Annotated in this window: 31 protein-coding genes and 1 pseudogene; 1 reads left to right on the top strand and 31 read right to left on the bottom strand. The window is 41.5% G+C overall.

The features are described from left to right. Position 1: 1 nt before the first annotated feature. Entirely contained in the window at positions 2 to 1,444 is a 1,443-nt protein-coding gene (locus JNUCC1_RS15505; RefSeq protein WP_156646308.1) for a distal tail protein Dit, read from the bottom strand. Positions 1,445 to 1,516: 72 nt separating this feature from the next. Between JNUCC1_RS15505 and JNUCC1_RS15500 the strand changes: the two genes are divergently transcribed. Continuing rightward, positions 1,517 to 1,705: a hypothetical protein gene (locus JNUCC1_RS15500; RefSeq protein ID WP_156646306.1), complete on the top strand. Its 189-nt coding sequence runs from the start codon at positions 1,517 to 1,519 to the stop codon at positions 1,703 to 1,705. On the opposite strand, the gene JNUCC1_RS15495 is transcribed toward JNUCC1_RS15500, so the two are convergent. The 30 genes and pseudogenes from JNUCC1_RS15495 to JNUCC1_RS15350 all read right to left on the bottom strand — a co-directional run bounded on the left by JNUCC1_RS15495 (position 1,698) and on the right by JNUCC1_RS15350 (position 20,961). Continuing rightward, positions 1,698 to 1,871, bottom strand: a complete 174-nt coding sequence (locus JNUCC1_RS15495; protein WP_156646304.1) for a hypothetical protein — start codon at positions 1,869 to 1,871, stop codon at positions 1,698 to 1,700. The two genes, JNUCC1_RS15500 and JNUCC1_RS15495, sit on opposite strands and share 8 nt — an antisense overlap. Beyond that, a complete protein-coding gene (locus JNUCC1_RS15490) occupies positions 1,871 to 5,188 on the bottom strand; it encodes a phage tail tape measure protein (RefSeq protein ID WP_156646302.1) in 3,318 nt (1,105 codons plus the stop codon). The genes JNUCC1_RS15495 and JNUCC1_RS15490 overlap by 1 nt, the downstream gene beginning before the upstream one ends. Positions 5,189 to 5,203: 15 nt before the next feature. Further along, positions 5,204 to 5,377 carry a hypothetical protein gene (locus JNUCC1_RS15485; protein ID WP_156646300.1) on the bottom strand — a complete coding sequence of 58 codons (174 nt, stop codon included), beginning with the start codon at positions 5,375 to 5,377 and terminating at the stop codon, positions 5,204 to 5,206. 26 nt (positions 5,378 to 5,403) lie between these two features. Next, positions 5,404 to 5,766, bottom strand: a complete 363-nt coding sequence (locus tag JNUCC1_RS15480) for a hypothetical protein (RefSeq protein ID WP_156646298.1) — start codon at positions 5,764 to 5,766, stop codon at positions 5,404 to 5,406. Positions 5,767 to 5,839: 73 nt separating this feature from the next. Beyond that, positions 5,840 to 6,400 carry a major tail protein gene (locus JNUCC1_RS15475; protein WP_156646296.1) on the bottom strand — a complete coding sequence of 187 codons (561 nt, stop codon included), beginning with the start codon at positions 6,398 to 6,400 and terminating at the stop codon, positions 5,840 to 5,842. Continuing rightward, positions 6,400 to 6,786 (bottom strand): hypothetical protein, encoded by a 387-nt coding sequence (locus tag JNUCC1_RS15470; protein WP_156646294.1) that lies wholly within the window; start codon positions 6,784 to 6,786, stop codon positions 6,400 to 6,402. Before JNUCC1_RS15470 ends, JNUCC1_RS15475 begins: the two co-directional genes overlap by 1 nt. Continuing rightward, positions 6,783 to 7,169 (bottom strand): HK97-gp10 family putative phage morphogenesis protein, encoded by a 387-nt coding sequence (locus tag JNUCC1_RS15465; RefSeq protein ID WP_156646292.1) that lies wholly within the window; start codon positions 7,167 to 7,169, stop codon positions 6,783 to 6,785. The genes JNUCC1_RS15470 and JNUCC1_RS15465 overlap by 4 nt, the downstream gene beginning before the upstream one ends. Beyond that, positions 7,169 to 7,519 carry a phage head closure protein gene (locus JNUCC1_RS15460; protein ID WP_156646290.1) on the bottom strand — a complete coding sequence of 117 codons (351 nt, stop codon included), beginning with the start codon at positions 7,517 to 7,519 and terminating at the stop codon, positions 7,169 to 7,171. The genes JNUCC1_RS15465 and JNUCC1_RS15460 overlap by 1 nt, the downstream gene beginning before the upstream one ends. Continuing rightward, complete coding sequence (locus JNUCC1_RS15455) at positions 7,519 to 7,779, bottom strand: head-tail connector protein (RefSeq protein WP_331713821.1); 261 nt, start codon at positions 7,777 to 7,779, stop codon at positions 7,519 to 7,521. Before JNUCC1_RS15455 ends, JNUCC1_RS15460 begins: the two co-directional genes overlap by 1 nt. Then, entirely contained in the window at positions 7,776 to 8,018 is a 243-nt protein-coding gene (locus tag JNUCC1_RS15450) for a head-tail connector protein (RefSeq protein WP_156646288.1), read from the bottom strand. The genes JNUCC1_RS15455 and JNUCC1_RS15450 overlap by 4 nt, the downstream gene beginning before the upstream one ends. Continuing rightward, positions 8,018 to 8,176: a hypothetical protein gene (locus JNUCC1_RS15445; RefSeq protein ID WP_156646286.1), complete on the bottom strand. Its 159-nt coding sequence runs from the start codon at positions 8,174 to 8,176 to the stop codon at positions 8,018 to 8,020. Before JNUCC1_RS15445 ends, JNUCC1_RS15450 begins: the two co-directional genes overlap by 1 nt. 44 nt (positions 8,177 to 8,220) lie before the next feature. Next, a complete protein-coding gene (locus JNUCC1_RS15440; protein ID WP_156646284.1) occupies positions 8,221 to 9,444 on the bottom strand; it encodes a phage major capsid protein in 1,224 nt (407 codons plus the stop codon). 2 nt (positions 9,445 to 9,446) lie between these two features. Continuing rightward, the gene (locus tag JNUCC1_RS15435; RefSeq protein ID WP_156646282.1) at positions 9,447 to 10,154 is read right to left on the bottom strand and encodes a head maturation protease, ClpP-related; all 708 of its coding nucleotides are present in this window, start codon (positions 10,152 to 10,154) and stop codon (positions 9,447 to 9,449) included. After that, positions 10,151 to 11,365, bottom strand: coding sequence for a phage portal protein (locus tag JNUCC1_RS15430; protein WP_156646280.1), 1,215 nt, complete (start codon positions 11,363 to 11,365; stop codon positions 10,151 to 10,153). The genes JNUCC1_RS15435 and JNUCC1_RS15430 overlap by 4 nt, the downstream gene beginning before the upstream one ends. Before the next feature lie 2 nt (positions 11,366 to 11,367). Then, the gene (locus tag JNUCC1_RS15425; protein WP_156646278.1) at positions 11,368 to 11,523 is read right to left on the bottom strand and encodes a hypothetical protein; all 156 of its coding nucleotides are present in this window, start codon (positions 11,521 to 11,523) and stop codon (positions 11,368 to 11,370) included. A 14-nt stretch (positions 11,524 to 11,537) separates the two neighbouring features. Beyond that, positions 11,538 to 13,088 carry a terminase large subunit gene (locus JNUCC1_RS15420; RefSeq protein ID WP_156646275.1) on the bottom strand — a complete coding sequence of 517 codons (1,551 nt, stop codon included), beginning with the start codon at positions 13,086 to 13,088 and terminating at the stop codon, positions 11,538 to 11,540. Continuing rightward, entirely contained in the window at positions 13,081 to 13,611 is a 531-nt protein-coding gene (locus JNUCC1_RS15415) for a phage terminase small subunit P27 family (RefSeq protein WP_156646273.1), read from the bottom strand. Before JNUCC1_RS15415 ends, JNUCC1_RS15420 begins: the two co-directional genes overlap by 8 nt. 218 nt (positions 13,612 to 13,829) lie before the next feature. Continuing rightward, entirely contained in the window at positions 13,830 to 14,009 is a 180-nt protein-coding gene (locus tag JNUCC1_RS18835) for an HNH endonuclease (RefSeq protein ID WP_269448179.1), read from the bottom strand. 514 nt (positions 14,010 to 14,523) lie between these two features. Next, positions 14,524 to 15,414, bottom strand: a complete 891-nt coding sequence (locus JNUCC1_RS15405) for a hypothetical protein (protein WP_156646270.1) — start codon at positions 15,412 to 15,414, stop codon at positions 14,524 to 14,526. Between the two features lie 305 nt (positions 15,415 to 15,719). Beyond that, entirely contained in the window at positions 15,720 to 16,472 is a 753-nt protein-coding gene (locus JNUCC1_RS15400) for a hypothetical protein (protein ID WP_156646268.1), read from the bottom strand. Between the two features lie 178 nt (positions 16,473 to 16,650). Beyond that, positions 16,651 to 17,192: pseudogene (locus tag JNUCC1_RS15395) on the bottom strand (site-specific integrase). Beyond that, entirely contained in the window at positions 17,189 to 17,641 is a 453-nt protein-coding gene (locus JNUCC1_RS15390) for an ArpU family phage packaging/lysis transcriptional regulator (RefSeq protein WP_156646266.1), read from the bottom strand. The pseudogene JNUCC1_RS15395 and the gene JNUCC1_RS15390 overlap by 4 nt, the downstream one beginning before the upstream one ends. Positions 17,642 to 17,751: 110 nt before the next feature. After that, the gene (locus JNUCC1_RS15385) at positions 17,752 to 18,066 is read right to left on the bottom strand and encodes a hypothetical protein (protein WP_156646264.1); all 315 of its coding nucleotides are present in this window, start codon (positions 18,064 to 18,066) and stop codon (positions 17,752 to 17,754) included. Positions 18,067 to 18,079: 13 nt separating this feature from the next. Continuing rightward, complete coding sequence (locus JNUCC1_RS15380) at positions 18,080 to 18,241, bottom strand: DUF3954 domain-containing protein (RefSeq protein WP_156646263.1); 162 nt, start codon at positions 18,239 to 18,241, stop codon at positions 18,080 to 18,082. Beyond that, entirely contained in the window at positions 18,234 to 18,494 is a 261-nt protein-coding gene (locus JNUCC1_RS15375) for a hypothetical protein (RefSeq protein WP_156646262.1), read from the bottom strand. The genes JNUCC1_RS15380 and JNUCC1_RS15375 overlap by 8 nt, the downstream gene beginning before the upstream one ends. 6 nt (positions 18,495 to 18,500) lie before the next feature. Then, positions 18,501 to 18,980, bottom strand: coding sequence for a dUTP diphosphatase (locus JNUCC1_RS15370; RefSeq protein WP_156646261.1), 480 nt, complete (start codon positions 18,978 to 18,980; stop codon positions 18,501 to 18,503). After that, complete coding sequence (locus JNUCC1_RS15365; protein WP_156646260.1) at positions 18,980 to 19,237, bottom strand: hypothetical protein; 258 nt, start codon at positions 19,235 to 19,237, stop codon at positions 18,980 to 18,982. The genes JNUCC1_RS15370 and JNUCC1_RS15365 overlap by 1 nt, the downstream gene beginning before the upstream one ends. Beyond that, entirely contained in the window at positions 19,234 to 20,184 is a 951-nt protein-coding gene (locus JNUCC1_RS15360; RefSeq protein WP_156646259.1) for an HNH endonuclease signature motif containing protein, read from the bottom strand. Before JNUCC1_RS15360 ends, JNUCC1_RS15365 begins: the two co-directional genes overlap by 4 nt. Further along, a complete protein-coding gene (locus JNUCC1_RS15355; protein WP_156646257.1) occupies positions 20,184 to 20,420 on the bottom strand; it encodes a hypothetical protein in 237 nt (78 codons plus the stop codon). Before JNUCC1_RS15355 ends, JNUCC1_RS15360 begins: the two co-directional genes overlap by 1 nt. Positions 20,421 to 20,682: 262 nt before the next feature. After that, on the bottom strand, positions 20,683 to 20,961 hold the full coding sequence (locus JNUCC1_RS15350; RefSeq protein WP_156646255.1) for a hypothetical protein: 279 nt from the start codon (positions 20,959 to 20,961) through the stop codon (positions 20,683 to 20,685). Positions 20,962 to 20,966: the final 5 nt, after the last annotated feature.

Genomic DNA, 20,966 nt, shown 5'->3' with positions numbered 1-20,966 from the left:
CCTACCTGTACCGTGGTCTATATTTAACAGATGCATTAAAGCTGCTTTCCGGATGTACGACTAGTTGGTTATTGCCTGATTCCAACTCAAAAAACTGCCCACCAAAAGCATGCCGGCTCTTAAAGTTCTCACCATTAATGAGCAGCTCATCACTCTCATGGTCAAACGTGATCGTATCCCCTGCATCGGCAATATAAGGGATGCCTAAATCCGCTAAATTAATCTTGTAAACAGACACCTCGTCAATGGCCTGCACTGGCGTTTGATAATCTCCGTTTTGAGCAACATGTACAACCACCTGCGCCACGGATTGCAAGTATTTACCCTCATAGTCCGGCATAGATACTGATCGTCTTGAATGGTGCTTGCCTGTCACAGGATCGACTTTCGCGATATAGGCAGTCCATAAATCTTTGTCTCTTTCGATACGCAAAACGCCCTCGAACTCGTTCCACGTCCATGGATGATCGGGGCCGTTATTGCTTTTCGATATTAAAAACTCGTTGTCCTCGCTGTTGCCAACACGTGCCTCTCCAAACGTTTCAGATCGACCGCCGACTGTATCTTTCAGAGCCATTTTGCAGATTTGATTGCCGACTGCATCCAGCATATAAACTTCCACGCGTCCGATGTCCTTGCTGTCGCCATTCATAAACTTGACTTTAGCTTCCACGCAGAAGTTTTTCAAAGTGCTCGGCAGCGTCGCCCTGATCGCCGGGCCGTGCCATGATTCACCTGTTCCATAGTCCGCCGCTTTAAACACGCTTCCGTCCGTTGTCATTTCTCCCGCAATGATGCCATCAACCTCGCCCGCGCTTGCGGTTGTCCACCCCGTTAAATTGTTTCCGGATGAATGAAATACGCGTTCATATTTTTGAAATGGCGACTGACTTTCCACATCCAAAGGCTCCCCGATCATGTTGTATTGATCGCCATTGCTGATCATTGCGAATGTGACGGGTTGCAGCACTTCTAACTCGAATATCGGGTCTGCGGGTGCTGTGCCTGGGTTGATGATCATGGTGGTGTCTGCTGTGAAAGTTTCGGTTTCTTCTGGGCCGTAACCATAGGGATCCAATATCAGAAATTCAACCGTTCCTTGCCTTAACTCTGCAAATTTTTCAAAGTCACTCAATGTATTTTGAACGACTGCATAATATGTGCGTCCAGGCTCGTCATCAAACTCCAGTGGCACAGGTTCTTCAGTGTACAGCCAAGATGCTAACTCATCCTTAATCTGCAATTCGTGTTCGTCATCATTTACGACAAATCCCACAGGCTGTCTAATGACGATAGGGTCTATTTCCGTACTTGTTAAGTGCGCGCCCGGCATGCCCATAACTGTAATTGTATTTCGTCTCATCGCCGCAAAAGGGGCTTTTTGTCTGCCTTTCAGCAGATAGATCCATGGTTTCTTAATGCTGTTAAATTTTAAGGATTTCATGCGTTTCCTCCTTTCTTGAAGGAATATATAACTTCCCTGTCGAACATTGTAGGTTGAAGGGAGGTGATAAAAATGGACGATATTCAAAATAACGTCAAAGAGGCGTTCTCAAAACACGGTGTGGACAACCCTGAATTGGAAAATGCCATATCTGACATACTCAATCAAGTTCTTGATTCAAGAACCCTTTCAAAACGAATATGGAAAGACGTGATTGAGCATTATGAAAGAGATGAGAAAGTTAAGAGGAGCTTCAGATAAACTTATCCAGTTCTCTTAACTCTTTGTTGAAGTACTCTTTCGATTCATAAAAAGCGTCTCTGGATGCACTTCGTCTTTCTTCGGCGAGTGCATCCACCATATCTTCTAATCGTTCAACCCTGTTCGTCAGCATGTGAATTAAACCTTTCATGATTTCTTTATCCATTATGCAAAATCCCCCTCCCTTTTCTTGTCTCGATCAATGAACTCTTGTGTGTGCTTATAAGTTCGTCTGCTTAATTCCCTGCCGTCCATTTCGTTTACGACAGTGGTATAGATAGTAACTTCGCCTTGCATTTGCCGTGGTTGCAAGTCTTTAATGAACTGATCAGCTTTTCCGGTTGTTCCTACCCCACCGGCATATGCGGGGATATTGTTCAAAGCGCCCAACATACGTTTGGTATCATCATGTGTGAAAACTTGAGTTCGTCTTGGCAAATCATACAATCCAAAATCAAGCATGGCCCATTTATTGTTATGCCTCGCTAATTCAGGACCTAACTCCCCAGCTATTGCTGGGCCGCCAGGGTGACTGTCTGTACCCTCGGCATACATGGGGGCAATACCCGCACCTGCCGTATGCAACGTTACACGTTTGGCGACAGCAGAACCAATTTGTTGGTTAAACCTACTGATTGACGGGTTAGGTTTTATGTCAACACGCTTGTCGTACACAGTCTGACCAGCAAGTTCGTTGATGTCACTGAGTTTTCCCCTTGCGGTTTCGAGCCTGGATAATTGCGTATTCAAGTCTCGGTTTTGATCTCGATAAGCCTCAGTGTTTTTCTTTTGTCCTTTAAATTGGTTATCAAGTTCCTTTTTTGCCTGTTTGACCTTTTCTATTTCTTGTTCTATTTTCTCGATACCTTTGCCTTTTTCAGCAGTGATGTCGGCCTGAGATAAGATGAGGTTTTCATATTGGTATTTAAGCGTGTCTATCTCTCGCATTTCTTCACGGGTGACATCTAGGTCTTCACCTTTTTTATTGAGCTTATTAACCAGCGCATCGTAAGTGTGGTCAAGTTGTTCGTTTTCATTACGGATCTCATTAACAATTTCCATTTGTTCGCGCTTTTGCATTTCCAGGTTTTCTTTTTTGCGCATGGACTCTTGAGTGCCGTCATATTCGTATTCGTTTATTTTTTGTTGAATATCTCTTAGTTTCTCTGATTCAACGTTTAACAAGTTGCCCACTTCAATGCGTCTGCGCTTGTTTTCCTCAATCTCATTATTAATGTCACGAACTTCTTGTGTAAGTTCTTTTTCACGTTCAATTAATTTAACTTCATTTTCCAAAGCGTTGATCAATTCTCTTTCGGCATTGATGAGAAGTTCTTTCCGCTTTTCTTCGTTGAGGTCTTTAAGGGCTTGTGTGTTTTCCGCATAAGCATTACCTTGTTCGCTGATCGACTGTGTGGTATCGGGAGATTTTTCAATCACCTGATCGTTCAAATTTAAAAACTCGTCCATTTCTTTATTGGTAAGACCGGATTTTTCGAGTAATTTTTCCTGTTCCTCTGTAAGTGCTTTGATTTTATCAGCAGCTTGTGCGCTTTCTAATTCAGTTAACACATCCATATAGCGCATCATTTCATCAGTTGAGAGACGATTCTTGTTTTGCAACTCATCAAAACGACCAGTCAAATCGTCGATTGCTTCAATCTCATCTTTAACACTGCTGATCACGTCATAATTAACATCGTGCAAATCAAGACTGTCATCGGTTAACTTTGTGATGGCATACACCAGACCTCCGACACCTGCGATTGCTAAACCGACAGGGCCCGCGACGCTGAGACCTCCCAATCTAGCAAGCAATCCAGCACCGCGAACAACACCAAGAGTTTTCGATAGCAACCCAGCCGCTCTAGCAACCCCACCCACAGCTGTTGTCAAGTTACCCATAACCATAATAGCAGGGCCGGCTGCTGCTACAAGAGCGATGGTTTTCAACACTGTGCGTTGTTCTTCTTCGGACATGTCAGCAAACGCTTGAGCGCCCGATTCAATTTTATCAATCAAAGGTTCCGCGGCATCTAGCGCATCCATGACAGCAGGTATTAATGCGTTGCCTAACGTGATTCCTATATCTTTGATACGGTTCAAGAGTATCTTTAATTGTGACTCTGTTGTTCCATAGCGTTTTTCCGCTTCTTCGGTCAGCGCAAGGTTTTCTTCCCAAGACTTTGACCCGATGTCAAGGGATTCAGCAAACAGGTCGCTTGCTCCGGCGGCTCGCAATAACGCATCACGCATGCGCACCTCGGATATTCCCATATCATCAAGAATTCCAATAGCTGACAGTCCACGTTCTTCTGCCGTGGAAAGACCTTCGATGAATGTGATCATCGCTCCTGCAGCATCTTCTTGGAATGATTTTCTGAAATCTTCAGCAGACACACCGGCGACTTTCGCGAACGCATCAAGTTCTTCGCCGCCCTTTTCTGCGGCAAGTTGCATATTAACCATAACTTTAGAAAATGCAGAACCACCAGCTTCAGCCGCAATACCGACGCTAGACAAAGCGCCAGCAAATGCCAGCGTTTGGTGTTGAGTTAAACCAATTTGATCTCCAGCACCGGCCAATCGCAATCCCATATCTACGATTTCTTGTTCAGTTGTAGCGAGATTATTTCCTAAGCCGACGATTGTCGCGCCTAATCGGTCATAATCATCCGCCGACATGTTCGTGATGTTAGCAAGTCTAGCTAGGGACGTCGCTGCCTGGTCCGCTGTCATATTAGTAGCTACGCCCAAATTAAGCATGACCTTTGAAAATTCTTCAATGTTCTCTGTCTCGATGCCCAACTGACCAGCTGAAGCGGCAACATTAGCAATCTCTTTGTGAGTAGCAGGCATTTCTTTTGTCATGCCTCTTAAATTGTCGCGCAAAGTTAATAGTTGATCGTCAGTTCCATCTATAACCTTTTCGACGCCCACCCAACTGGCCTCCCAATCAGAAGCCAATTTAAAAACAGCCGCTCCACCAGCTAAGATAGGGGCTGTTACTCTTGTTGTGTAGGACTTACCGAACTGCGACATGCTACGTCCGGCGTTTTGAAGTTTCCTTCCAGCATTGTCTAATTGCTCTCCGTATTGTTTCCACTTACCTGCAGCAAGCTCTCGATTTACCTGTTCCAATTCGTGTTCTGTTTCGGATAACTCACGTTTGGCTTTTTCAAGTTGCGTTGCAAGCCCTTGTGTACGGCTCGAATATTGATCTGTTGAATTCTTAGATTCCTCATATGCGCGCTTCAACAGATCTAATCTTGTTTTTTGCAGTTGTAGTTTACCGGACAACGCTGTTTGCCTATTGCCAAGTAAATCAGTTGCATCACCTGTCTGACGGAATCGACTACGAGCAGATTTAAGTTCTTCTTGCACAGTTTTTAGTTGTCGGTTAACTTGGCCCATACCCTTTTGAAATTGAGTACCGTCAATGGATATTTGCGCGACTAAATCAGCGATAACGTCTTTTGCCATGTTCTCACCTGCCTTTTACAACGCCCGCATTTGGGCAAGCGCATTTTGTTGTTTCGCCTTTTCTTTTTCTTGTTTCATTCGTTTATCACGTCTATCTCTCATTTCAAATAGAGCGATCAGTCGCCTCATACTTAATATCCAAAATTCTTGTTCGTCCTTTTTTAAAATTTCCGTGTAAAATGCAAACATTAATTCCCAATCATGATGCTGCCATTTTATTTTTTTTTAGCTTTATTTTCTTCTTGAGGTTTTGTTTCGGGTTGATCGCCTAGTATGATTTCATAAATAACTGTTGCGTATTCTTGGATATTGTGTATGTCGATGTGTTTTCCGACTTCTTCGAGTGTTAATTCGGGGTCCTCATGCAGTAAACCTGCCCACAAAAATGCACGTACAGCATATGGGCGCATTTGTAGCAGATCGGCTTCCACGTGGTGGTATGTTTTTTGCTTATCTTCATATAGCATGTCGATTTCAAAATAAGCGTTCAGATCAAGTCGAAACGTTCTTTCCTTGTCGAGAGTTATGATAACTTCTTCGGGTTCGTGTTGTAGGTCTCTCTTGAGCCCTTTATCCATAATTACACCTCCAATAGATATGTAAAAAGAGCGGAATGAACCGCTCTTTTAAATAAAGTGTGTCGTAATAATATTAGGGACCCACCGGCTTTTCATATACTTTATCAAACCAAGTTCCCCCAGATGTGAACCCTGTGTTAGATTCATTGCCAACAAACTTCCATTCTTTGTCCGATTTTCTTCGGATGAATTCGCCAGACATTGAAGGCGTTCCGAATTCAATCGAATCAGTTTCAGTGTTCTGGGACCGCGTGGGCTCTTGGAACTTTCCCTTTAACAACCACCAGAACTCACTAGATCCGTCATCCATCGTGACCTCAAATCCAAAGGCGCCGTATGGAGGTTTTCCGCCCTTTTCTTTAAGAACGCCATCGTCATCAAGTGTCTTTCCCAGCAATAACGCTTCATCCTCAGCCGTTAACGTGGTCATGTCGATATTAACTGTTACATAATTAAGTTTACTGGCTGTGGCCACAACCTCATTATCACCAAAATGACGCCCTGTGGCTGTGTTGGGTTCGACGGATGCTGATACTGCCTCTGACAATTTGGAAGGAGTGTCGTATACCGTTCCAGTGTCGTCATCGCTTGTAAGCGGCGCAAAGTGAAAATTCTTTAAACCTGTTTGATACATTATTTATTCCCCTTTCTGATCTTCGTTTTCCATCGTGTGGAAACGTGTGTATAACCTGTATCGGATTCGTAAATCTCTCCGATATAGGTACGATAAAAACCAATTGATTCCATAGAGTTCGATATCTCTTGACCAATCGTTGTTGTTGATGCATTTCTGACAAACCCAGATACTTGGAAATGAATGTACTCTCTGATCGCCTTGTTATCTCCATAATCAACATTTACATTATTTATGAGTTGGTAAGTAACATAATTATCAAAGTCTTGGTTGGTGGGTGATTTATTAGGAAAAATAGCCGGGTATCCATTGTATGAATCAATAACACTAACAAGGGATGCGTTGTTTTCGAGGGCAGACAGAATGATTGATTTCATGTTAATCATAGTTTCATAATCCTCCTCTGCCCGTCCGATAAGATTCGAGCTACATCTCCCCTTGTTTGCGATACGCCTTTCTCTATTGGCATTTGCGCTGACATTTTGGAAGTACCCAATTCGAGAAACTTTAGCCTGTAACCCAATTCCTTGATGGCGCTGACCTGAATATGGCGTTCTCCAAATTTGTTTGTTTTAACATTGCTTGTGACAATATAATCGGATAGGTGTTTATACCCCGATCCGCTTTTGGAAGATCGGTTAATGTTACTTGCTATCCCATCAGCCAAAGCCTCGCCAGCTTGTTTCAGCACTTGACCTTCCAGGCGCTTGCCTTTCATTCCGAGTTGATCAACCTTGTTGCGGAAATCAACATTCATATCCATACCCATCAGGGCACCACCGCCTCTGTGATGATTTCGAGTTCACGATTCAACCCTTCTCTATCAAGTGGGCCGCCAACTATTTCATAAGATTGTTTAACGTTACCTGATTTGTCCTTCTCAACAATACGCATATCACCAACAATCGAACTGTCGTACCTCATTTTCCACACGGTGGTTGTAATGGCGTTTGATGCCTTTGCTTTAAAGTAATCCTCTGTTTTAAGAGGGTTTTTATCAGCAAATTTCTTTTTAAAATCAACCCATTCGGTTATCCACTCACCGTCAGGATTACGTGTATTTTCTTTTTTTTGCACCCACACAATATGACGGTATTTACCCGGTCTCAGTGGACGCATTAAAACCACCCCTTGTACGGATATAGAAGTGATTCAACTGAAAATGGTATTTTCACCACGGAGGTACCTACAATGACCGTTTCTCTATTCTCGTAAAAGTGTGACACGAGCAATAAAACCGCCTGCTCTATAGACTTCGGAATCTTTTCATATCCCGCTTTGTAATTGACTATATAATCACCAGGCGTGCTGACCACCAGCTTATGAGGTTCAATTGCTGATTGATGATATTCAGTCGTTTCCTCACCATTAATTTTCACCTGGTCCACGCTGGCAATCGGGGATTAGGCAATCTTATATAATCAGATGCTTTAACGTTTAATTCATACGTTTTTGCGTTTAACGATCGTCTCGTAAACTTTTCCGCATGGTCAATTGCAGCATCAATCATCGTTTGAATCAGCATATCTTCATCGTTATAATCAATGCGCAAAAATTCTTTAACTAATTCGATGTTTACTGCGCTTTCCGTCGGTTCGGTGATAACTTTTAAATTCATTACTTATCACCTTTTTTCTTTTCCTTCTTTTCTTCTACAATTTCTGCTATGCCTTTTTCTTTCCAAGCTACAGCTATGCTTTTCTTAACATCAATTACATCGCCGACATTATTAACTTCAGATTCTGATGCCATTGATACAAGCATTTTAACTTTCATAAAGACCCTCCTTCATAAAGAAAGAGGGGAATAAATCCCCTCGTTTATGCACCAACATTCTGCAACACTTTAACAGCTTCAGGCAGGATAAGTTTCCCATCCACGCGCTGGAACATGCGGAAACCGACCTGCCCGTTTGCTGCATACAGTTCATTTAAACGTTGCATGACGCGACCTTGACGATCAGCGATCCAGTAGTAGGACATGTCGCCGAACGCAATCGGTTTTTCATTCGCACCGAGTGAAGGCATGTCATCAGCAACATAAACAGGACGTTGCAAAATACGATCCGGTTCACCCGCTTGCAGACCTGGCTGCCAGATATACTGACCGTCGTTATCTTTCAGCTTGCGAATAGCCTTGACCGTGCCATCGTTTGCCAAGAAAGAAGCATTACGACGGTATGGGCGCTTCAAGCTGTGATACAAGTCGATAAAGTCATCGGCAATTAATGCATCAACCTGTCCGGCCGCTGTAGTATGTCCGATTTCGGCTGCACCGACAATTCCTTCAGGCTGACCTGTGCCGGTCCCAGCAATAAATGCCTTTTCTTCAAGGTTTGCAAAACGTTTAACAAAAGCATTGGATACATAATTATCAATGCTAAAAGCAGAGTCATTGAGAAGTTCTTCTGATACTTTGATGATTGTACCTGCTTTGTGAGCACCAAGAACTTTCTGGCCAAACGTCGCATCGCTTTCTGTGTATGCTTCGTTTTCACCCATCCAGTTAGCTGTACCGTAATCTGTTTCAACGGGAATTTCACGAGATCCACTTGATGTAGTGATCACAGTTGCCAGTTGACGCATAATATTTTGATCTTCAAGACCTTGGATAATCTGGCGCTCAAACTCATCCGGTACTAGATAACCACCGTTTGCATCTGTACCAACGGCCAAGTTACGCACTCGGCTATCCATGAGTGTGTTAAATTCGTTATGCTGCAATGCTTCCTTGCCATTGCGGAATACTTTCCAGAACGCATCTCTGTACTCATCAGACGCACGCGGGTCAACGTTTGACGGTTGCTGGTTTGGTTCCGGGCGGTTAGGTGTGTTAACTGGTTCATTCAGTTGATTCTCAAGACCGGACAACTGCTCCTCTCTATCTATTTTGTTTTTAAGCTCATCGACCTCATTCATGATGCGATCGTACTGTTGCTGATCCTCTGCATTGAAGTCCCGTTTTTCTTCTTCAGCACGGTTGACCAACTCACGTGCCTGGTTTACTAATTTACCGCGTCTCTCGCGCATTTCTGCAATTGTCATAATTAAATGACCTCCTTGTTTATTATTTCAAGTTTTTTCTTTCGCAAATTGTGCATATAAAAATCCTCGTCATGTTCTTGTTCATGAGAGGATTGATTAAATATATTTTTTTGTTGTTCATTTCTAATCTTGTTGATGACTTCAGGCGGCAACAACCCTGATTGGTTAACGCTAGCAACCATCATTGGTTCAGACTCAAACATAATGCCGTCAATCAAATTATGTTCCTTGGCCTGTTGTGGGGTGAGCCATGTTTCTTTGTCCATCATCTGTAAGAGCTGTTCATCATTCATGCCACTTTTCATGCGGTATGCATTAGCAATGGTCTGATTAACGTTTTTTAGAACTTCGGATTCATGCTCAAAGTCCCGATAATCCCCAATTGCGATTGATGATGCGTTGTGCATCATCATCTGAGCCGTGGGTGACATCATGAGATTGTCTGCGGCCATTGCGATTACTGATGCGGCGGATGCGGCAAGACCCATGACTTTTCCAGTGACGTTCCCTTTGTGATCTCTCAGCATCGTATAGATGTCGGAACCGTCGAAAACAGATCCGCCGCCAGAATTAATTTCCAATTCTACATCTCCGGTTCCTTCTAATTCTGATTGCACTTTACTGGGGCTCGTAGCCTCGATGCCGAATAAATCATATATCCATTGATCGTTATTTGGTATGATCGGACCGCGCACGCTTATCTTTTTCATTGATTATCACCCCCTTTAAGTGCTGCTGAAATTGGAATCATGTTGCCATTGACCAAATACTCGTCTCCGCCTTGACCTTCAGGTAACGGATTGTCGTTTTCTAACCCTCTAATGTCATTGGCGGAGTACCAACCATTTTGACGCGCAATTGCATATGCTTCATAACGTGACTTAATGTCACCGCGTAATAGGCCGTCGATAAGAAATTCAGCAAAATGTGTCTTCTTCTCACTGGGCAAAAACAACTGCATTTTAATGGCCTGCTCCCACCTCACGAGCCATGGCCTTATGGTGTGCGTGACAAACTCGATGCTTTGATGCTCTATGTTTGAGAATGTTGCCTTTTCCAAGTCGCCAATTAAGTGTGGCGGAACCCGATAAATCCTAGCAATCTCGTTCAGCTGGAACTTTCTGGTCTCTAAAAACTGAGCATCCTCTGGTGGTATTCCAACTTGATGGTATTTAAGACCTTGTTCAAGGATCATCAGCTTGTGCGCTTTAGACAATCCGCTGTGAGCGTCTCTTGTGTCTTTCACAAAACGTTCATAGGCCTCATCATCAAGAGCTCCGGGATACTCAATTATACCGCTTGGCGTTGCACCTTCTCCGAAAAACCTCGCCCCAAATTCTTCGGTGGCCTTAGCGAGTCCGATCGCTTCTCTGTGCATCCTTATCGGGGATTTCCCAACAATACCATTACCCAACCCCGCAACGTGAAACATTCGATCCTTGGGTATCTTGAATGTCATTCCGTCCGGCGTTGTCGTGAAATATTCCAGTCTTTTTGTTTGCGGATTCCTTAATACTTGCGTTTTGGCTGGATTCAACGGCCATAGAGAGAGCGGGCGACCCATGCCATCAACTTCTTTTTCTGCATAGGCGTTGCCCCATGTCAACAAGTGGTGCTGCATCAATTCAAAAAACGTAAATGACGTCATTTCTTCGTTCGGCTCGTCGTGAAGCAGATTATACAAATGGTGGTCTGGATCTCGTTGCTTTCCTTTTTCTTTGCGCTTATACATCAACAAAGGCAAGGACGCGATAGTTTCATATATAACCTTTTGAGCAGCATAAACAGATGTTATGTTCATGGCCGTTTCCTCGTTGATCGATACCCCGGATGAAGTTTCGCTCCCTTTGAACATGTCAGACAACCACTGTTGCGGGTTACTTAGTGTACTGTTTGAAAGCATCTTATTAAAAATTCCCATTATCAATCATCACCACCCTTCGGCCTTAGTGCGCCGAATAAACCCAAAATAAAAATCACCGCTCCGGTTGCGATAAATGCAATCGGTGGTGATAGAATATAGCACCCGATCCCGAACAAGATCAGGCCAAGTATGATTAAAATATCGGATAAATCCAAACGGCAGCACCTCCTTATAAAACTCTGATTCCGCGACTCTTGTACACCGAATCAACCGATTCACCCATCACAATAGCAGTTGCCATTGCGTTGATAAGCGCAACAGTCACGTCAATTCGCTCTCTTGATTTGTTTTTCATTGGTTTTATGTTTTCGTTACCGTCAGTCGCTATAACAACGTTGCCCCAGCACCAACGAGCAACGGGATTTGCTTCATGCGTCATGTCGCCACGTTTCATAAGCTGTTCAATAGCTTTCATGGATGGGCTCATGTTTTTCATATTCTGTTGTATCTCAATGACTTCCACACCTTCGCGCATTAGCCTTTGTGTAAGCATGCGACTATTCCAAGGGTCTGTGCCAAGCATGGTTATGTTGTATTGCTTGCTCATGTTTATGATCCGCGATTCAACAAAATCATAGTCAACGACGTTCCCGGGAGTCGCAAACATGTGTTCATCATTAACCCATTGATCATAAGGGACGTGATCACGATTAACGCGTTCTTTCATGTTATCTTCGGGAATCCATGAGTCATATATTGCGCGCCAGTCGTCCATGCCTTTTTGCGGCGGGAACAAGTAACATGCAGCTGTAATATCTGTTGTGCTCGATAAATCCAATCCGATGTAGCACTTCTTTCCAACAAGATCAGATAACCCCCATTTACCCACACTACTATCCCACAAGGTGAGGGGTTGCCATCCAATACTTTTTAAAGACACCCATTGATTCAGCCTTAACCATCTGAATAGTTTTTCCGCATTCTCGGAGTTTCGAGCCGAGTTAGCCTCTTGCCTGACTGATTCAATGCTAATCGTGTGTCCGAGTGATGGATTTGCTTCATGCCAAACTTCTTCATCAAAAATATCAGCATCTTCTGGAGCACCGAATATCTTAACATACCAAGTCGGATCTTTTAATTCACCATCACGTATCTTCATAGCCTGTTCGTGTACTTCCCAGCCGATTGAGTGTCTGTCTGGATCGTCTCCAGCCGTGGTAATAACCCACCATAAAGGTTCTTTACGAGCGGCACCTGCACCAAACGTCATGACGTCCCACAATTCGCGGTTAGGCTGTGCGTGAAGTTCATCAAATATGACTACTGTCGGGTTAATGCCGTGTTTCGTATATGCTTCAGCAGACAACACTTTCATGGTTGTTCCAGTTGCCCGATTGATAATCTCCTTTTTACTGTCTAAGACTTTTAACGCACCCTCGAGTGCTTCGTCTTGATCTATCATGCCTACTGCTGCCCTGTAAACAAGTTCGGCTTGTTGCCTGTCTGCTGCACAACAATATATCTGTCCACCGGGGGGATCGCACACAAGGTGGTAAAGAGAAAGCCCCGCGATTAAGGTTGTCTTACCATTTTTCTTAGGAACTTCCAGATAAGAATACCGATATTGTCTATATCCATCTTCTTTTACGGTTCCGTATACGTCCCAAATAATATCGTACTGCCAATCCAATAATAAAAACGGCTGACCATGGAAATCGTCAACCGCTTTTAACATTTGCATAAATTCAATCGGTTCTAACGCGCGCTCTTTATCATGCATTGCTACCACGCTTCTTCATAAACTTTTCCATAGGGGTTTGATCTTCTTCGCCTTCTCTTTCCGGAATAACTAACTTCAGGCGAGATGTAATTGACAGACCGAGTTCGGATGCAGCTGATTTACAGTCAGCGAATAATATGTTCCTCATTCGGTTCAAGCTGCCATAATCTTTATTGGCAAATGTTCTTTTTGTTCCATGTTCGTCAATAACCAGTTTTTCTGTAGCCTTCATCTTTCTCATTTCTCTAGCGACTTTTACATATTCTGTTTTAGCATCAATGTACCTAGCCAAGAAGTCCACATCAAGATTTGAAAAAATACCTAACTCTGTCAGCTCCGTTGCCAGCTCGGTAAATTCTTCTTTTTGCTTTTTGGTAAGATAAGAAGGTGGCGCTATTTTATCAGTTGAACCCTTGAGCTTATCTTCTTGCCTTTGCCGTTCTTTAGCTTCTTCTTTTGTTATGTGATTAGACTTACCTTTTCCCTGGATAACGGCCAGTGGCTGTTTTTTTCTGCCGGACATGATTACACCTCCCTGAAAATAGTTTTGAAAACGGAAAAAAATTCGCGTGAAGGGGGCGCTACGGTCTTTAACGATCGGCTCGTAGGGATTTTGCCCCCCCTCCCCCTTGGCGATTGTTGATTTTTTACCGAAAATGCTAACTTTAAATGTGATTTCGTCATAAAATGTTTGTTTTTATGTTGATTTTCATTTGAGTTTGTTTTATTGTCTTTCAACAATCACAAACCTTTTCGTGTCTTCTTGCTATGACAAGACTTACACAAACCTTGATGATTGTTTGGATCCCAAAATAAATCCCTGTCACCACGATGGGGGACGATGTGGTCTACCTCCGTGGCGGGTACAGTCATACCACTGTCAGTACAATGAACACACAGAGGGTTCCGCCTTAAAAACATAACGCGGTATTTCTGCCAGCGGTGGTCATATCCTCTTTGGTGGGCTGTGTCTCTACCGTAATCATCATCTTTCATGCGCTGCTTATCATGATCGTCACAGTATGTCTTATCTGTCAGCACACTGCACCCCGGAGCACTGCATGGCCTTTTAGGTCTATACACTGCCATTGGCAAACCTCTGCTTCAATACCTTCATCCGTCGTTCTATGTCGTTGTTAAGTCTGATCCTATCTAAAATATATTTAGGTCCTATAAGTTTCTTTATCTCTTTTTGCTTTTTACGGACAACTGGGTCAGTGACGAAACAGGTTACGTGATCACCACAATTGTCACATGTGAAATAAGTCTCGACTATGTTTCCGGTGTGGTGCTTAGTTTGGAATTTTATAGCACCTATTGAATCACATCTTTCACACAGACCTTTTAATTTATTCTTTATTGATAGCTGATCAATCACGAAAATCACTCCCATAAAAAAGAACACCTCTTCATGAGATGTTCTTTTGATATGCATTTATTCTGTAGTAATAGTTCCCTTTGATACAACCAAGTACTGACCTTCTGAAACATTAACTGAATATCGTCCATTAAAAATATTGTTATCAACAATACCATCATTCCCGACAGGTCCTGACATCACAGCAGCATAAGCTTCTCCATAGCTTTCGATGATGTATTCTCCTGGGTCAATATCCACTCCCACTTTATACCAACCCGCATCTTTATAATCTTCCAAATCATTCAGTACTTCATAGATTTCTTTTGCTCCTGAAGCATCTAAATCATTTAAGGCATCAACATTTATCAATGCCCCTCTACTCTCAATGTTTCCTGCTTCATGGACTTGAACATAACCAAAACTATCGAAGTTTTCGTTTCCGATTATGTTACCCGAGGAGTCTTCTTCGCTGTAATATTGACCGCTACCATCAAATCTAACAAAAGCATACTCGCCTTTGGGTATATCTCCTTTTATATACGATCCTGTGTCAAAAGCCTTTCCCTCATCGATAAGATCGAGAATGTCTGCAAACATTTTTTCTTTTGGTGTAGGCTCTATTGGTTCCTCTTCGGTGACCTCTTCGACCTCAGATTCTTTATCCTCTACCTCTTCAGAGGAAACATCTGTCGCTTCTGGCTTGTCTTCACTTTCCTCAGATGCAACTTCCTCTGGTTGTTCTTGTTCAGGTTCTCGATCTTGGTCACCTTGTGAGGTTTCTTCTTCATCCATAGTCGCTAGTGCACCTATTGTCAATATCGAAAAAAAGACCGTGATCACAATCCTAGTAACCTTGTTGAATTTTCCGCTTACCCACAAAAAAGCAATTCCTAATGGCGGGACTATAAATAACATCAAAATTATAAACCAAGTTCTCCTATGAATGCTTTCTTTTTCCTTGCTCATTTAATCTCCCCCAAATATGTACTGGTTAAATTATACAATACATATTCGGGGAATTCACTAATTTTCTGCCACATGCAACCCAAAGATATAGTAGTCTACATAACACAATATATTGTTTTTGGCCGCCTGTTTCCGCAGACGGCCTGGAGAATTGCTGTGGCAGGTTTGTAATTCATCTGCTCCCCGCTAAGATCGTTGTATGATATTATATCGGGTTTGCAGATTGCCTATACTGACATAATAACGCTTTTATACTGGTTTAACCTGCATTTATTCTGTCATTAGTCTGCCATTTTCCTATCATACTAATCTTTTCCTCTTAAATACGATTCAATAAAGTATTTGTTAAACCTATGTTCATCACCCAAAAATGGTAAAATTGTACTAAGACTCTTTTTATCTATTGCGTGGAGGTCATCTACTTCAATTTTTTTTAATACTTTTACTAAATCTTCTAACGTATGTATAAAAGTTTCTCCAGCATAGTGCTTAAACTTAATAGCTTCAATCAAACTAGAAAATTCGTTAAGGTAAACTTTGGTTTCCCTCCAATATGTAGCCTTCAGATCATGTATTTCGCCTTTAAGTGAAAATATATCTTTATTTAGTTTGCCTATATTATCTTCATATAGATTAGATATTTTTTCAATTTCTGATTCGATGTAGCTGTCCAAATGCTTTACTTTATTATTACTAATTTTATCTAAATCACCTTTTGCTTTATCAGTAATCTCATACAATTTTGTATTAGTTTCTTCTAAAAGTTCATCCTTAATAATGTTTGTAGCGAATTTAAACTCATTTCTATTGTATATAAAGTTCGCCCCAACAAACAAAACTATAAATACAACCATTGTTCCTAGTGACCAGTAAATAGTGGTAAGTATTTTTTCATTATATTCCTTCTGGTTCTCATATAGTTCTTTATAATTATTAAGCTGAGTTTCCAATATAACACCCTCGCTAACACTAGACTCTGCAATAGCGTCAGACAGTGGCGATAATAATATTAAACACAATATCCCTATTCCCACCAATGTTTTATTTACCTTCATCAATTACTTGACCTCCTCTTTTAATTACCCATATCTTATATAGTGTGTAATTCAGCGATACAGGCAAACCCCTTGATATACATCATTCTAGCATATTTGCCTAAAATGAGTTACACGTATGTAAATTAAAGGGAACTAATAGGGATAATAAAAAATAAGCTCACCTGGTTAAAACGATGAGCTATATCTTGAAGTCTTTTATGGCCTTATCCATAATATCCTGATTGACGCCGATATATCTTAACGTTATATCTTCACTTGAATGATTAAAGATCTCCTGCAGTAGTGCCGGGTCTTTATATTGCTTATAGAAATGATAACCAAATGTTTTTCTTAACGTATGGGTGCCGATGCCTTCCAAGCTAACATAATCAGCAGCTTCTCTTAGTATTTTATAGGCCATGCTCCGGCCAATTGGCTTATTAACCCCTCCCGGCTTTTAAAAAGGTACTCATGATCTTCCTTGCCTTCTGTGTACGCTTTTAACTCTCTTTGCAGTAATGGTGTCATAGCGATTCTTTTTGCTTTGCTCGTCTTCTGTTCTTTAATATTGAAGTAAGGTCTTCTCACATCAGATACCCGTAGTTTTAATATATCTGATATCCTTAGACCTGAATTAATCCCTGTGAGAAATAGCATGTAGTTACGCTCATTCTTTTCTTTCAAAAACTTCTTAATCACCCTAATATATTCTGGATCTCTTATCGGTTGTACAAAATTCATTTGTTTTCACCATCCTCTTTATAAACCTCAATACGCAAAATAAATGCAAGCTTATAGAATGCCCGTGATTTTACCCTGTAATACTTTCTTTCACTGAAACCAAGCTCGTTGTACACCTCATAATCATATACATCATCACTATTAAGGTAACGTTTTAATACAATTGATCGTTCATAATAATTGAGTCGATTGACTGCTTTACGGATACGGTTGATGTATTCTTTTCTTTTTCGTTCCATATCAATTTTTTTGACCGCAACTTCCTCTGTGGTCGAATGAAATTGATTACTTGGTGCAGCTGGTACAAGTTTGAGAGAAGATGTTACTTTAGGCTGTAATTCTTCTGGATCCATCAATAAATATACTTTGTAACTTTCCAATGCTTTCTCGACGACTTTTTTTGTCTCTGTCCTATCAATTTCGGGCAACATGAAACTTAACTGCTGCATCTTTATACACCTCCGTAAAATAAAAAGGACACCAACAGACCGCTTAAAAGCTAGTCCATCAGTGCCCTGGTTTTTCCAGTAGCTTATTCAGTTTTTAATCAAACTGCGAATTAAAGCAATAAACCATCAACTAATAATGTGACATCATCTGCTATTTTAAATTGACTTATAAGGTACCCTGCTTTTTCTTCTTTGTTCCCATCTGCCTTTATAAACTTTAACAAAGCTTCATCTTCGGTCAATTCTCTAGGCGTGCCTTCCAGTTTCACTTCCGCAACATTTTCTCCGCCAACATGTTCGACATATAATCTTACTGATTTGTTGTAAGCATCAACACTGTTCATTTCATTTACCTTGATTAGTGCATAGTATTCTTGTTTGTAAAACTCGAAATACCTAAATATTTCACCTTTGATATACCTCAAATTTCATCACTCCTTACTTTTTCGTATAACTCACTTCATAGTGCGTAGGCTTCCCATTCTGCCAAGTGATGATCTGCTTTCCATACCCTTCACCAGGAGTGTCTACCTTTTCGATCTGACCGTCTGTAACTTTGTACACTGCGTCCTCCTCAAGACTGATCTCTGCTTTATTCATGCTCTGCCCCTTCAACAACTTTCAAGCCAATATAATCTCGATTGATGACTTTGACTCTGTAAATAATAGAAATGCGCATCCGGTCGTCCCTCACAACTGATTCAATCGACTTGACCTTGCCCCAAACCTTATAGTCTCCCATGTTGCACCATATGGTGTCTCCGATCCGGGGTATAGGTCTATCATTTCGGACGAATAGTTTAACTCTCACGCCGTTTCCCTCAATGGGCAGAAATAACTTCCCATGGTTCAACCCTCCTTAATAGCCATCGTCTTGTCTTGTGTGGTTTTCCTTATTCTTTTCGAGGTATGCAGCTTCAATTTCCGCTTGATCGTACCCAAGAAGTTCTCCCAGCTTGATCAAAAAATTAAACATAAGCCCGACATGTCTATGTATCTTGTTTTCTGGGAGTAGCGTTATGACATTAGTCAGTCCAATAACAAGATCATTCACATCCATGTGTCCGGGATCGATATATTCATGTTCTGCATATCCTACATCGTTTGCTATTGATATCGCAAAGTGCATTGTGTCAACATATTCTTCTAAGGTAGTGGCCTTTTTAGCCTGATTGCTACTCCAATACTTAAAGAACCTGGCATCATTCACGCATTCATATAATTCCGTAAGCAAAGCGACTGTTTTCTTCTTGATTAATTCTTGCCCTTTCAGTCCATGTTCTTTTAATATCCGGTCATCTAATTCCTTTTGTATCGGAGCCAGTTTTGATAGATCCATTAAACCTCACCCACCTTTACGAAAGTCAATTTTTCTATTTCCATGCCCGTTGCTCTTGCTGAATCGTATATCTTGTTGTAGTAGCTGTTTAGGTTTCTCATGCCCTCAACCTGCTTAGCCTTATCTTGATTATCAGATAAAATCAGCGACCGTGTTGCTTTCCCTGTGTCGTACCAACCGCCTGAATTAGTCATACCCACCACATCGCCTGTTTCGACAAACCATTTACCGTTAATTTTGATATTGTATGCGTTCATGACTTCACCTTCCTTCCATATGGCCTGCTATGCAGTGGTTTATACAAGGCGTCACTCAACGCCCAACCTCGTTTCAACCTTGTGATAAACGTCTGTTCAGATAGTCCGTTTTTCTTTGCTGTTTCAATATGTTTTTGAAACTCGTCTCTATCCCCGCCGTAAAGTTCATGATCTATGACTTTATTTCCAAGTCTTATCATGGTTAAAGCTGCTTTTGTTAATTTCGAGTCGCTTGAAAACAACTCTTGTTGGTTCATTCGGACCAATTCATTGCGAGTGATAAGCAGCAAGTTACTCATTTCAATATTTCTTTTGTCTCCATCCGCAAAAACGATGACGCAACCATAAGGCACTGGTCCATTCTCTTTCTCCCACACAACAACGTGTTTGTGCCGCCATCTATCCTGATATAGACCTTCATCCTTTACTTTGATCAGAGTGTATCCATCTCTGCTGTCAATACGTTCACTGCCCACTGGCCTATAGTTTTGAGGTTGATCGCCTTTTTTGAATTGTGTTTTTTTGCCGTTTTCCCCGGCGAGATCAAGACCTTTTATGCCTTTGTTCCAAGCTTCCTGACCTCTTTTAAATTGCGTGTTTACACCGCTTGTAAGACCGTGGTTTTTCTTATAAGTCAACATCTGTTGAGCTGTAATCGTAAGATTAAACTTTTCGTTCACGAGTTCAGCTAGTTCTCGGTTCAAGACTCCTTTTACGTTTGCTTTAATAAACTCTTTTTGCTCTTTCGTAAACAGACCTGAATCTGGTTTAACTCTGTTTCGGGGAACATTGCTCTTGATCTTGTGTTTTGCTTTAAAGCTTCTAATCTGACATACTGACAAACTCGTTCCGAATTCCTGATTGAACAAATTAGTAATCTCATCGTTGTATCTGCCAGGGGAAGCTTTTTTAATAAATTCTTTTTGTGCCTCTGTGTATCTGTGCATTAATCATCACCCTCGAGCATCCTAGGTAGCTTTTTATCATTATCCATCCTGTCATCCATAAACTTCTGCCCATCTAGCACAAGAGAGCCCGTGTCAATGATGTTTTTCGCTATTCCCATTACAGCTTTTGATCGATTAATTTCGTTATCAAGCTTTTCTCCTTCGAGATTATCTTCATTTAGTCTTTCAAGCTGTATAAATAAATGATTATTAAGATCGTTCAGTGTGTTTCTCATGGATTAACGCCCTCCGTTATTAATCGTTATATTTATTCTGTGATTGTATAAACACCCACAAGTACAATCAGCGTTAAGATTAACCTATAACCAATCGAATAGCCCTCTCTTATCTTCTCTGACGTAAAATACTGTCTGCTTTTTACGCTTTATCGGAGCGGTAGCCGCCTTTTCGGGTGACCACCCTTGATATAATCTCTGATACAACTGATTTTGATTAATGCCATTGTCCGCAGCTTTCTTGATCAGGGAGGATGTCATTTTATGCACGGTGCATCGTTTCTTTAGTCATGTTGTTTAGTCTTACTGCCATTTCTAGGTTAATTTCTTCGAGTTCGATATTTCTGGCGCGGCATTCTATTAGGTTGGAAACCGCATCACGTCTGAATTCGTATGATCTAACAAGAGCTTTTTCTAAGTCTCGCATGCGCACATAAAGCTCATTCAACAATTTTTCTTCTTGTTCGCCGATAACATTTCCGTAATCAGCACAGTTTGAGAAATGATTTTTAATTTCTTCCAACCGTTTCTGATCATTCATCCTCG

The organism is Lentibacillus sp. JNUCC-1 (assembly GCF_009741735.1).
Classification (GTDB): Bacteria; Bacillota; Bacilli; order Bacillales; family Amphibacillaceae; genus Lentibacillus_B.
The sequence above is the reverse complement of the archived record's forward strand: the minus strand, read 5'-3'. Positions and strand labels throughout refer to the sequence as shown.